This window comes from Roseitalea sp., from assembly GCF_984466335.1.
In genome coordinates, this window is record NZ_CFIFWG010000033.1 from 9137 (window position 1) to 21903 (window position 12767).

General features: G+C 69.0%; 11 protein-coding genes and 1 tRNA gene. 9 read left to right on the top strand and 3 right to left on the bottom strand.

The annotated features are described in order from the left end of the window. From AC5E6L_RS04940 to AC5E6L_RS04955, 4 genes are all read left to right on the top strand, one after another. Positions 1-1216: heparinase II/III family protein (locus AC5E6L_RS04940; protein WP_491771656.1), on the top strand; the 1216-nt coding region annotated here is incomplete at its 5' end. Positions 1217-1321: 105 nt separating this feature from the next. Then, positions 1322-2938: a bifunctional phosphoribosylaminoimidazolecarboxamide formyltransferase/IMP cyclohydrolase gene (gene purH / locus AC5E6L_RS04945; protein WP_491771658.1), complete on the top strand. Its 1617-nt coding sequence runs from the start codon at positions 1322-1324 to the stop codon at positions 2936-2938. A 178-nt stretch (positions 2939-3116) separates the two neighbouring features. After that, entirely contained in the window at positions 3117-4196 is a 1080-nt protein-coding gene (locus AC5E6L_RS04950) for a L,D-transpeptidase family protein (RefSeq protein WP_491229201.1), read from the top strand. 4 nt (positions 4197-4200) lie between these two features. Further along, positions 4201-4437 carry a sulfurtransferase TusA family protein gene (locus AC5E6L_RS04955; protein WP_491229200.1) on the top strand — a complete coding sequence of 79 codons (237 nt, stop codon included), beginning with the start codon at positions 4201-4203 and terminating at the stop codon, positions 4435-4437. Positions 4438-4459: 22 nt separating this feature from the next. On the opposite strand, the gene AC5E6L_RS04960 is transcribed toward AC5E6L_RS04955, so the two are convergent. Further along, positions 4460-5656: a D-alanyl-D-alanine carboxypeptidase family protein gene (locus AC5E6L_RS04960; RefSeq protein WP_491229202.1), complete on the bottom strand. Its 1197-nt coding sequence runs from the start codon at positions 5654-5656 to the stop codon at positions 4460-4462. A gap of 157 nt (positions 5657-5813) precedes the next feature. On the opposite strand from AC5E6L_RS04960, the gene AC5E6L_RS04965 reads away from it, so the two are divergent. Further along, positions 5814-6977, top strand: coding sequence for a M20 aminoacylase family protein (locus tag AC5E6L_RS04965; RefSeq protein WP_491771661.1), 1164 nt, complete (start codon positions 5814-5816; stop codon positions 6975-6977). A gap of 23 nt (positions 6978-7000) precedes the next feature. Here the strand turns inward: AC5E6L_RS04965 and AC5E6L_RS04970 are convergent, their stop codons facing one another. Next, the gene (locus tag AC5E6L_RS04970; protein WP_491771663.1) at positions 7001-7351 is read right to left on the bottom strand and encodes an ArsR/SmtB family transcription factor; all 351 of its coding nucleotides are present in this window, start codon (positions 7349-7351) and stop codon (positions 7001-7003) included. Between the two features lie 231 nt (positions 7352-7582). On the opposite strand from AC5E6L_RS04970, the gene AC5E6L_RS04975 reads away from it, so the two are divergent. Next, positions 7583-8470 carry an MBL fold metallo-hydrolase gene (locus tag AC5E6L_RS04975; protein ID WP_491771665.1) on the top strand — a complete coding sequence of 296 codons (888 nt, stop codon included), beginning with the start codon at positions 7583-7585 and terminating at the stop codon, positions 8468-8470. Between the two features lie 65 nt (positions 8471-8535). Here the strand turns inward: AC5E6L_RS04975 and AC5E6L_RS04980 are convergent. Continuing rightward, positions 8536-8609: transfer RNA gene (locus AC5E6L_RS04980), tRNA-Gln, on the bottom strand. Positions 8610-8745: 136 nt separating this feature from the next. On the opposite strand from AC5E6L_RS04980, the gene AC5E6L_RS04985 reads away from it, so the two are divergent. The 3 genes from AC5E6L_RS04985 to guaB all read left to right on the top strand — a co-directional run bounded on the left by AC5E6L_RS04985 (position 8746) and on the right by guaB (position 12671). Then, positions 8746-10224, top strand: coding sequence for a Ppx/GppA phosphatase family protein (locus AC5E6L_RS04985; RefSeq protein ID WP_491771667.1), 1479 nt, complete (start codon positions 8746-8748; stop codon positions 10222-10224). Between the two features lies 1 nt (position 10225). After that, on the top strand, positions 10226-10927 hold the full coding sequence (locus AC5E6L_RS04990) for an RlmE family RNA methyltransferase (protein ID WP_491771669.1): 702 nt from the start codon (positions 10226-10228) through the stop codon (positions 10925-10927). Between the two features lie 241 nt (positions 10928-11168). Further along, positions 11169-12671 carry an IMP dehydrogenase gene (gene guaB / locus AC5E6L_RS04995; protein ID WP_491229194.1) on the top strand — a complete coding sequence of 501 codons (1503 nt, stop codon included), beginning with the start codon at positions 11169-11171 and terminating at the stop codon, positions 12669-12671. Positions 12672-12767: the final 96 nt, after the last annotated feature.

A 12767-nucleotide genomic window follows, 5' to 3' on the forward strand; every position in this document is an offset into this window, starting at 1 on the left:
CGATCACGGCTTCTATCGGCGGTTCATGGCGTCGCTGTCGCGGCAGGTGCGCTTCATGCGCAAGGCGCTGCGTGCCCAGCCCCAGAGCCTGGACACGCTACAGGCGCTGATCGCGCTGGCCATCGCCTCGCTGGCCCTGCCGACGACCGAACGGCGCCGTCAGCGCACGGCGCACCAACTGGAAGCCCAGCTCAAGCGGCAGATTCTCCCCGATGGCGGCCATGTGAGCCGCAATCCGGCGCACCTGCCGGAGCTGCTCGCCGACCTGCTGCCGCTCGCGCAGTGCTATCTCGCCGCATCGCGCGCCGTTCCCACCGAACTGGTGCGCGCCGTCGATCGCATGTTTCCAAGGCTGCGCGCGATGCGCCATGCCGACGGCCATCTGGCCCTCTTCCACGGTGCCGGCTATTCGACACCCGACCTCATCGCCGCCGTGCTCAGGCTCGACCAGACCGAAGGAAAGACCGGGCCGCATGCGGTCCAGAGCGGCTTCTACAGGCTGGAGGGCGAAGGGACGGTGGTCATCGCCGATGCGGGCACGATCCCGGCCGGCATAGACGGCACGGCCTGCCATGCCAGCGCGCTGGCGTTCGAAATGTCGTCGCGGCGCAGCAGGATCATCGTCAATCTGGGCATCGACCAGTTGCGGCGGCCCGAATACGGACCCATCGCGCGTGCCACGGCCGCGCACTCGACCGTGTCGATCGGCGATATCTCGTCGGCGCGGTTTCGATCGTTCGCCGGCGCGCCGCGCGGTTCGCGGTGGCGGCCGACGATGCGGCCAAGGCCGATCAAGGTCGATGAATGGAAGAACGGGGACATGGCAGGCTTCATCGCCAGCCATGACGGCTATCTCAGGCCGTTCGGCCTCATTCATGAGCGCGGCATCGCGCTTCGGCCGGACGGGCGGCGGGTGGACGGCTTCGATGCGCTGCGCGCGCCCTCGCCCCGCAGCGCCGGTCCCGTCGAGGCGCGGTTGCGCTTTCATCTGCACCCGGCGGTGCGTGTCGAGGCCGCCGGCGCGGACAACACGTTTCTTCTGCACGTCGATGGCGAGCGCTGGGCGTTCCGGGCCGTCGGGGCGCCGGCCTCGATCGAGGAAAGCCTCTATCTGGCGGCGGTCGCCGGGCCGACGCCGACCGCGCAGATCCTCGTCACCATCGCCTGGCCGGAGGTCGGGCGCGTGAGCTGGCGTTTCGAGCGGCTCACCGGCTGACGGCCGCATTTGCTGTGGCTTGCGCGCTCCAAAGGCGCGTGGCGGTGGGCAGCCGCGCGCCGGGCGTGATAGGCACGGGGCCGTTGCCCTGCCGGAGCCCGACCCATGGCCATGTCTTCCAAGATGATCGCACCGCCCGACCGCCTCGCCCTGCGCCGCGCGCTGATCTCGGTGTCCGACAAGACGGGGCTGGTCGCGTTCGCCCGCACGCTTTGCGAGCGCGGCGTCGCGCTGGTGTCGACCGGCGGCACGCGGCGCGCGCTGTGCGAGGCCGGGCTCGCGGTGCGCGAGATATCCCAGGTGACCGGCTTCCCCGAAATCATGGACGGCCGGGTCAAGACGCTGCATCCGAAGGTGCATGGCGGCCTGCTCGCGGTGCGCAACGATCCCGATCACCGGGCGGCGATGGCCGAGCACGGGATCGAGGGGTTCGATCTGGCGGTCGTCGACCTGTATCCGTTCGAGCGGGTGGCGGCGGGCGACGCCGACATCGCCACGGTGATCGAGAACATCGATATTGGCGGCCCGGCCATGGTCCGCGCGGCCGCCAAGAATGCCGGCCACGTGGCGGTGGTGACAGACCCTTGCGACTATGGCGCGCTGCTCGAAGAGCTTGCGCAGGGCGAGGGCACGACCGGGCTTGCGTTCCGCCGCTCGCTCGCCGCCAAGGCGTTCAAGCGCACGGCCGGCTACGACGCGGCGATCGCCGGCTGGATGGAACGGGCGCTCCGGGCCGAACCGCTTGGCCGGCACGACGCGCTGGGCGGCGCGCGCGCGGCCACGCTGCGCTACGGCGAGAACCCGCACCAGGCGGCGGCGCTCTACCTGACCGGCGAGGCACGGCCCGGCGCGGCGACGGCCGAGCAGATCCAGGGAAAGGCCCTTTCCTACAACAACATCAACGACACCGACGCCGCGTTCGAACTGGTCAGCGAGTTCGATCCCGCAACGGCGGCGGTGGCCATCGTCAAGCACGCCAATCCCTGCGGCGTTGCCCTGGGCGATACGCTGCGCGATGCCTACCGGGCCGCCCTCGACTGCGACCGGACCTCGGCCTTCGGCGGCATCGTCGCGGTCAACCGGGCGCTCGACGAGGAGACGGCGCGCCTTGTTCTGTCCGTGTTCACCGAGGTGGTGATCGCGCCCGCCGTGACCCCCGGCGCCCGCGCCGCGTTCGCGGCAAAGCCCGGCATCCGCCTTCTGGAAACCGGCGCGCTGGCCGATCCCGGCGCGCCCGGCTCGACGGTCAGGCCCGTCGCGGGCGGCTTCCTCAAGCAGGGCCGCGACAATGCCGTCGTGGACGCGATGGAACTGCGCGTCGTCACCAGGCGGGCGCCCGATGCGCGCGAGATGGCCGATTTGCGCTTTGCCTTCCGGGTCGCCAAGCACGTCAAGTCCAACGCCATCGTCTATGCGCGCGACGGCGCGACGGTCGGGATCGGCGCCGGCCAGATGAGCCGGATCGATGCAAGCCGCATCGCCGCCGGCAAGGCGCGCGAGGCCGCCGAGGCGCTCGGTCTCGACGAGCCGCGCACGGCGGGATCGGTCGTCGCCTCGGACGCTTTCTTCCCGTTCGCCGACGGGCTGCTGGCGGCCGCCGACGCCGGCGCGCGCGCGATCGTCCAGCCCGGCGGCTCGATCCGCGACGAGGAGGTGATCGCCGCCGCCGACGCCAACGACATCGCCATGGTGTTCACCGGCGTCCGCCATTTTCGGCACTGACCGATGCGGTCCGGTCACGCCATGGTTCCGCCATCGCCTTGCCGCATTCCTGTCTATCGTTTGAGGGCTGGATCGCGGCGGTCCGCTGACATGATCGTGATGAGGGCCTCTCAATCTTGCGGTAACCGTTCGTCAACGATAATGGCCTGATCGGAAGCGGAGTTCGGGGACACCCACAATGCGAGCGCATTCGGCTTTCACCGCATTGGCGCTGTCGGCCGCCATTGCCCTGAGCGCCTGCAAGGGCAGCGATGTGCTCAACATCGCGGCGGAGGCACCCCTGCCGCGTGACGTGCGCAACATCATGGACGCCAAGGGCATGACCAAGTCATCGCCCATCATGATCCGCATCTTCAAGAAGGAGGAGGTGCTTGAGGTCTGGAAGCAGACCGGCACGGGCGTCTACGATCTGGTCAAGAGCTACGAGATCTGCGCCTATTCGGGCGCCAAGGGGCCCAAGTTCCAGGAAGGGGACCGCCAGGCGCCGGAGGGCTTCTATTTCGTCAACCGCCGCCTGCTCAACCCCAACTCGAGCTACCATCTGGCCTTCAACCTGGGCTTTCCCAACGCGTTCGACCGTTCGCACGGCCGCACGGGATCGTTCCTGATGGTGCATGGCGACTGCTCCTCGCGCGGTTGCTATGCGATGACGGACGCGCAGATGACCGAGATCTACGCGTTCGCGCGCGAGGCGCTGCAAGGCGGGCGGCAGGACGCCTTCCAGGTGCAGGCGTTCCCGTTCCGCATGACGCCCGAGAACATGGCCAGGCACCGCGACAGCCCGCATTTGTCCTACTGGCAGATGCTGAAGTCCGGCTATGACCATTTCGAACTGACCCGCACGCCGCCCAAGGTCGATGTCTGCGACCGGCGCTACGTGTTCAACCAGATCCCCGAGGATGGCGGCTTCGACCCGCAGGCGCAGTGCCCGGCCATGGCAATGCCCGAGCCGCTGGCGCTGGCCTACGGCAAGCTCCAGGAGCATCACGCGCTGCGGTTCGAGCAGGCGGTCGCGCGCCTTGAGGACGGGCCGCAGAGCCTTCAGGAAGGCATGATGGACATGCTCATGCCACGCGGCTCGGTCGAACCGCTGACGCACGAGGAGATCATGCGTCAGGCGCGGGAGGCCCATCGCGCCGCAAATCCGGCCATCGCCGCGCCGCCGGCGGCACCGGTGCCCACGCTCCAATCCCTGCCCGACGGGCCCGACGGCGCGAACCTGCTGACGGCCATCGTTCCGGCCGCGCGGCCGCGATAGCGGCATGGAGGCGGGCGCGGGGATCGAGGAATATGACCTGCGCGGGCTCAATTGCCCGCTGCCGGTGCTCAAGACGCGCAAACGGCTGCGTTCCCTGCGCGCCGGCGACCGGCTCTGGGTGCGCACGTCCGATCCCTTGGCGGTGATCGACATTCCCAATTTCTGCCGCGAGAAGGGCCATGCGCTGATCGCGACCGAGACGGTCGGCGACGGCCACCGCTTTCTGATCGAGCGGGCTTGATGCGAAAGGCCGGCGGTCGCGTTCAGCCGCTTTGGGGACGCGCGGCGGGAACGGGCACCTCCAGACCGGGTTTCGGTCTGTATCCGTCCATCTCGGTTTCGCTGGCCAGCGACGGCCTTTGCGGGCGCGCAAGCGGCACCGGGAAGGCGTCCAGCACCTCATTGCCGACGACGACCGCCGTGCGGCTGTCGCCCTCGGCGCCGCCCAGGCCGACGCGGACCGCGCGCGGCATGCGGTCGAGCGTGCCGATCAGCGCGGTGTCGAAAACGATGTTGCCGTCGACGTCCCGGCCGTCCCAGCGCGCGGCGCGGGCCTGGTCGGTGCAGACGACGGATCCGAGATCGGCCGGCACGCCGTCCGCGTCGGCGGGCCCCGGCACGGCATCGAGGCCCGGCGCCTCGCCGGACGCGCTTTCGGCAAAGCCCTTCTCAAGCAGGGCGGCGCTCTTTTCGGCGCGCTCCTTCTGGCTGTGCGTGCCCATGACCACGGCGGCCATGGTGCGGCCGCCGCGTGTCGCGGTCGCGACCAGGTTGAAGCCGGAGGCGCAGACGAAGCCGGTCTTCATGCCGTCGGCTCCCGCGAACCGGCCGAGCAGCAGATTGTAGGATGGGATCAGCCGGTCCTCGCCGAAGGCGATCGCCTCGGTCTGGAAATAGCCGTTGAAGTGGCGGAACTCGCGCCGCAGCGCCTGCGTCAGCACGGCCATGTCGCGCGCGGTGGTGTGCTGTGCCGCATCGTGCAGGCCGTGCGGGTTGGCGAAGCGGGTGTCGGCCATGCCGAGACGGGCGGCCTCGGCATTCATGCGCGCGACGAACGCGGCCTCGCTGCCGGCCACGGCCTCGCCGAGCGCCACCGAAACGTCGTTCGCCGAGCGGACGATGATCATCTTGAGCGCGTTGTCCACGGTCATGACCGAGCCGGGCGGATAGCCCATCCGGCCCGGCGGGGTGGACGCGGCGTTTCCGGTCACGCGAACCGGCGCCTTCAGCGTCAGTTCGCCCGCCTCGATCGCCCGGAAGGCGACATAGGCGGTCATCAGCTTGGTCAGCGAAGCGGGGCTCCACAGATCGTGCGCCCGGTCGGCGTGCAGCACGCGCCCCGTCTCGACCTCGAACAGAAGCGCCGGCCCGGCGGCCGCCGGGGCCGCAAGGGCCAGCGCCGCGCCGAGCGCGGCAAGGGCACGGACACCGCGCCGGGCATGGCGGGCACATCTCGTCATCGCATCGTCGGGCCGGACCACGGGTTTGAACAATCGGCTGCGATGCCATCAAACAGAAGCCGGCGCGCCTGACAACCGCCAATTGATGACATGGCCGCGACGGCCGCGCTATAAAGGACGCAGTTCCCAAACCGAACCATGCGGAGGCGCACCGAAGATGGCCCTTTTGAACCGAGCCGCCGAACTGCAGGGCGAAGTCAGCGCTTGGCGTCGCCATCTGCACGCCCATCCCGAGCTCATGTTCGACGTGCACGAGACGGCGGCCTTCGTCGCCGACAAGCTGCGCGCCTTCGGATGCGACGAGATCGCAACCGGGCTCGGACGGACCGGCGTCGTCGGGGTCATCAGGGGCAATAGGGGCGCCGGCGAGACGATCGGCATGCGCGCCGACATGGACGCGCTGCCGATCACCGAGGCGACCGATGCGCCCCACAGGTCGACCGTTCCGGGCCGCATGCATGCCTGCGGCCATGACGGGCACACCGCGATGCTGCTGGGCGCGGCCAGATACCTCGCCGAGACGCGCAATTTCGCCGGCACCGTCGTGGTGATCTTCCAGCCGGCCGAGGAGGGTGGCGGCGGCGGCGACGAGATGGTCAAGGACGGGCTCATGGAGCGGTTCGGCATCGACCGCGTCTACGGCATGCACAACATGCCCGGCGTGGCGCCCGGCGCGTTCGCGATCCGCCCGGGACCGCTGTGCGCGGCGACGGACGAATTCACGATCACGATCGCCGGCAAGGGCGGCCATGCGGCCATGCCGCACCGGACGATCGATCCGATCGTGACGGGCGCGCAACTCGTCACGACCCTGCAGGCGATTGCGGCGCGCAACGCCGACCCGCTGGACTCCATCGTCGTCTCGGCGACCAAGTTCCAGGCCGGCACGGCCCATAATGTGATCCCTGAAACCGCGCTGATCGCCGGCACGGTCCGCACGCTCGACGAGGATGTTCGCAAACTGGCCGAGAAGCGGCTTCACGCCGTCGCCCGTTCGGTCTGCGAGGCGCACGGGGCCGAAGCCCATGTCGTCTGGAAGCGCGGCTATCCGGTGACCGTCAATCACGAGGTCGAGACCGGGATCGCCGCCGAGGCGGCCGAGGCGATCACCGGCGCGGGAACGGTGCCCACCGACATCAGGGCGATGATGGGCGGCGAGGACTTCTCCTACATGCTCAACGCACGGCCGGGCGCGATGATCCTGATCGGCAATGGCGACAGCGCCGGGCTGCACCATCCCGCATATGATTTCAACGACCAGATCATTCCCGCCGGGATCAGCTTCTGGGCGAAGCTGGCCGAGACCAACCCGGCGCATTGACCGGGCCGGCGGTCCGGTTGCGGTCAGGCGTCGATGCCGGCCTTTCGCGCCCGGGGTCCGGTGCCCGCCTCGATCCCGCGCGGGCAGTAAAGGTCGTGCAGAACCGCCAGGACCTCGGTCACTTCGCGCCCGTTGAGCGAATAATGGATCGTCTGGGCATCGCGCTCGGTCTTGACGAGACCCGCCTCGCGCAGCTTGCGCAGATGGTGCGACATGGCAGGCTGCGATAGATTGACCGCGCCTGCCAGCTTCACGACGCTCCAGGCCCTTTCGGAGAGCGCGCAAAGGATGCGCAGCCGCACTGGCTGCGACAGCATTTCCATCAGCTTCGCCGCTTCGGCAAGGTGCGGATCGAGGTCGTCGATATTCATCATATAAAACCTCTTGAATATTCGAATCTCGGAATGTAACTGTCAGCGCACCCAGATACAAGCTGCGTGCCGGCGAGGGGCTCCGGAACGCGATCGGCAGGAAGGAACACGCGGTGGCGACCGAATTCACCCCGGTTGCGTCGCTTGCGGGCGGGGTGCTGGCCGGCACGCGCGATCCCGAACAAATCCCTCGGAAAGCCGGCCTCCGCCTGAGGCGCCGAAAGGAGCATCGTCATGACATTGCCGTTCCAACCGGAGACCAGCGTCGTCCCCCGGGTCGAAGCTTTTTTCGACCCGCAGACCAACACGATCTCCTATGTGGTCGGGGATCCGAACTCGAACGCCTGCGCGATCTTCGATTCGGTGCTCGACATCGACTATGCCGCCGGCCGGCTGTCCTATGAAAGCGCCGATGCGATCATCGGGCATGTCGAGGGGAACGGCCTTGTCGTCGAATGGATCATCGAGACCCATGTCCATGCCGACCATCTGTCGGCGGCACCTTACCTTCAGGACAGGCTCGGCGGCAGGACCGGCATCGGCGAGAAGATCATCGTCGTGCAGGACACGTTCGGCAAGGTGTTCAACGAGGGCACCGCGTTCCAGCGCGACGGCAGCCAGTTCGATCGTCTGTTCGTCGACGGCGACAGCTACACGATCGGCGCGATGACGGCCCATGTGATGGCCACGCCCGGCCACACGCCGGCTTGCCAGACCCATGTGATCGGCGATGCGGCGTTCGTCGGCGACACGCTGTTCATGCCCGATGGCGGCTCGGCGCGGGCCGATTTCCCCGGCGGCGATGCGGGCACCCTTTACGATTCGATCCAGCGCGTGCTGGCGCTGCCCGATGCGATGCGCCTTTTCATGTGCCACGATTACGGCCCGAACGGCCGCGAGATAAGATGGGAGACGACCGTCGCCGACGAAAAGGCGCACAATATCCATGTCGGCGGCGGCAGGGCTCGCGATGCGTTCGTTGCGATGCGCACCGCGCGCGACGCCACGCTCGCCATGCCCAGGCTGATCATCCCCTCGCTACAGGTGAACATGCGCGCCGGCGAGGTGCCGCGGGACGCCGATGGCAATCCGATGCTGACGGTGCCGATCAACAAGCTCTAACACGCGCGGCGGCTCGATCCCCTTGATCCTTGCGCCTAAACAGGAAGCGATACCAAGCGCCGGGCTGGCTGGGGAACCTGGATTCGAACCAGGACTAACGGAGTCAGAGTCCGCGGGTCTACCGTTAACCTATTCCCCAATGCGCCGGTAGCGGGGTTTCGTGAGCCCGCCGGGCGACCGCGCATATATGGGGTTCGGGCGGTCGATGCAATCGCGCCGGCGCTTTTTGCCTTTGCGATTGGCGCCATCGCTGATACCGTCCGGGCAACTGCAAAATGCGCGCGTGCTGCGCCGCAAAGGCCGCGCCGCGCGGGGAAGACGGTGTGACGATGCCTGGACAGGACACGCGCGTGTCCCAAACAGGTCGCCCCATATGTGGCGATGGCGACGCCGAACCCGGACGGGACGCCCCCGGCGCGGCCGAGGCGACCGGCCGGCCCGAAGGCACGTCGTCTCCCGGCACGGGCCCCGGCCATTCCGTCTTCGCCAAGCGGCCCTCCAAGCGCGGTCGCCGGCGCCGGCGCCGTTCTGCGGCAGGGGCCGCCCCGTCTCCGGCCGAAAAGCCGACACCGGCGCAGGCAAGCGGCGACGGCCATCGCGTGCGGGGCATCCGGCCCGAGGCGGGCAGGTCTCGGCCGGGCGTTTCCGCCCCCAAAGAGCCCGATGCCGGCAAGGGACGCCCGAGGGCGCCGGCGGTCGCCGATCCATCGCGCGCCCGGCGCGCCTACGCCGCCCTTGACCTTGGCACCAACAATTGCCGGCTGCTGGTCGCCGTCCCCGGCCGCCCCGGCGCCTTTCGCGTCGTCGATGCCTTCTCGCGCATCGTCCGGCTCGGCGAGGGTCTGAGCGCGACGGGCCTTCTGTCCGAGGCGGCAATGGATCGCGCGGTCGAGGCGCTTGCCGTCTGCCGCGACAAGCTGATCGCGCGGCCGGTCGAACGCACCCGCCTGATCGCGACCGAGGCGTGCCGGTCGGCCGGCAACGGCACGGCGTTCCTTGAAAGGGTTCGCCGCGAGACCGGCCTGAAGCTGGAGGTCGTGGATCGCGAGACCGAAGCGCGCCTTGCCGTTGCCGGCTGCGGATCGCTCGTTGACCGGTCGGCGCGCTCGACGGTTCTGTTCGACATTGGCGGAGGATCCTCGGAGATCGCCGTGATCGAGCTCCACCGGGGCGGCGGGCGCGACCTGTCCGACAGCATCGTCGCCTGGACGTCGCTTCCGATCGGCGTCGTCACCCTGGCCGAGCGCTTCGGCGGCACCCATGTGGACCAGGCGTCCTTTGCCGCCATGGTCGCCCACGCCGAGGAACTGCTGTGCGCCTTTGCCGGCCAGCACAGGCAGCGCGGCCGCCAGCGCGACGACGCCTTCCACCTGATCGGCACCTCGGGCACCGTCACCACGCTGGCGGGCATCCATCTGGGGCTCAAGCGCTATGACCGCCGGCGCGTGGACGGGCTGTGGATGGCCGACCACGAGGTCGATCGCATCAACGGGCAGCGTCTGTCCTGGTCGTTCGACGAACGCGTCGCCAACCCCTGCATCGGCCGCGACCGTGCCGATCTGGTGCTGGCCGGCTGCGCGATCCTGCAGGCGATCCGCAATGTCTGGCCGGCGCGCCGCCTGCGCGTCGCCGACCGGGGCTTGCGCGAGGGCCTTCTGACCGAGATGATGGCCGCCGACGGCGCATGGCGCCGCGGCCGCCACAGGCGCGAGCGGCCGGGCGGCCGCGGCAAGCCGCACACGCCGGCCCGCTGACATGGCCCGCAAGCCCGCGCGCCCCGGCGGCCGCTCGATCAATCAGCATGTCCGGCGCAAGCAGAAGCTCAAGCCCTCATCGCGCCGCTGGATCGAGCGCCAGCTCAACGATCCCTATGTTCAAAGGGCCAGGCGCGAGGGCATGCGCTCGCGCGCGGCCTACACGCTGATCGAGATCGACGACAGGCACGCAATCCTCTCCAAGGGCGCCCGCGTGATCGATCTGGGCGCGGCGCCCGGCGGCTGGTGCCAGGTCGCCATGGACCGCACCGGTTCGACGCCGGACACGCCGCTGATCGCGGCAATCGATTTTCTCGGCATGGACCCGATCCCCGGCGTTGCGATCCTGGAAAAGGACTTTCTCGACGACGACGCGCCGGCCGCGCTGATGGAGGCGCTGGGCGGCGCCCCCGATATTGTCCTGTCGGACATGGCGGCGCCCACCGTCGGCCATCGCCGGACCGACCACATGCGCACCATGCATCTGGTCGAGGTGGCGGCGGACTTCGCCATCGGGGTGCTGAAGCCAGGCGGCCATTTCCTCGCCAAGACGTTCCAGGGCGGCACGGAAAAGGCGCTGCTCGACCGGCTCAAGGCCCATTTCGGCAAGGTGGTCCACGTCAAGCCCGGCGCGAGCCGCGCCGAATCGGTCGAACTCTATCTTCTGGCAAAGGACTTTCGCGGCCTGCGAGACGACACCTGACCGGTCTCGACCAGGAGCGGCAGCGCCTCGATCCGTGGCTCCGAACCGATGGCGGCGAAGCCCTGGGCGGCCTGTTCAGACCTCTGTGAAACACCCATAAAACCAGGAATATAGTCATTTAAGGATGAAAGCGGCGTCAATCCCGCCACCGGCCCTTTTGCCATCGCGCGCGCCGTGGTACGGGCGACGGCCTACGTGACCGGGCGACGGCCCGGAGCGCTCCGACAGGCGGGAACAGGCGATGGCAAGAATCATTGAATCGGCAAGCGGCGCCTATGCGCTGACCTTCGACGACGTGCTCTTGCAGCCGGGCGCCTCGGAGGTTCTGCCCGCCGAAACCGACATAGGCACCATGATCGCCCGGGACATCGAACTGTCGCTGCCGATCCTGTCGGCGGCGATGGACACGGTCACCGAATCGCGGCTTGCCATCGCCATGGCGCAAGCCGGCGGCATCGGCATCGTCCACCGCAACCTCAATCCCGAGGAGCAGGCCGAGGAGGTGCGCCAGGTCAAGAAGTTCGAGAGCGGCATGGTGGTCAACCCGGTGGTGATCGGGCCGGACGCCACGCTCGCCGACGCCAAGGCGCTGATGCGCGCGCACCGTATCTCCGGCATTCCGGTCGTCGAGGATGGCGGCATCGGCAGCCAGAGGCCGGGGCTCCTGGTCGGCATCCTGACCAATCGCGACGTGCGCTTTGCCTCCGATCCGCACCAGAAAGTGCACGAACTGATGACGCGCGAGAACCTGGTCACCGTGCGCGAGAACGTCGCCCAGGACGAGGCCAAGCGGCTTTTGCACAAGCACAGGATCGAAAAGCTGCTCGTCGTCGACGGCAGGCGCTTCTGCGTCGGCCTGATCACCGTCAAGGACATGGAGAAGGCCCAGCTCAACCCGCACGCGGCCAAGGACGCGGCCGGCCGGCTGCGCGTGGGCGCGGCCGTCAGCGTCGGCGCGGACGCGCTCGAACGGGCCGACAGGCTGATCGGCGCCGGCGTCGACGTGATCGTCGTCGATACCGCCCACGGCCATTCGGCGCGCGTGCTCGAAGCGGTCGGCGCGGTCAAGAAGCGCTCCAACGCGGTGCGCATCATCGCCGGCAACGTGGCGACGGCGGACGGCACGAAAGCGCTGATCGATGCGGGCGCGGACGCTGTCAAGGTCGGCATCGGGCCGGGCTCGATCTGCACCACGCGCATGGTCGCCGGCGTCGGCATGCCGCAACTCGCCGCCGTCCTGGGCGCGGCCGAAGAGGCGCAAAAGCACGGCGTGCCGGTGATCGCCGACGGCGGCATCAAGCTTTCGGGCGATCTCGCCAAGGCGCTTGCGGCGGGCGCCTCGGCCGCCATGGTCGGCTCGGTGCTGGCCGGCACCGACGAGAGCCCCGGCGAGGTCTATCTGCACCAGGGGCGCAGCTACAAGGCCTATCGCGGCATGGGCTCTGTCGGCGCGATGGCGCGCGGCTCGGCCGACCGCTATTTCCAGGCCGAGGTGCGCGACGCGCTGAAGCTGGTGCCCGAGGGGATCGAGGGCCAGGTGCCCTATAAGGGACCCGTCGGCGGCGTGCTGCACCAGCTTGCCGGCGGCCTGCGCGCGGCGATGGGTTATGTCGGCGCCCGTAACCTGGACGAGTTGCACGCAAGGGCGACCTTCGTGCGCATCACCAATTCGGGCCTGCGCGAGAGCCACGCCCATGGCGTGCAGATCACCCGCGAAAGCCCGAACTATCCGGGCGGCGGGTGAGGCGGTTTCCGGCTCATTCGTCGGCCTTGTCGGCGCCGACCGATCCCAGGAACTCATCGCGCGGCAGGCAGTCGGCGGTGGTGTCGAGTATGGATC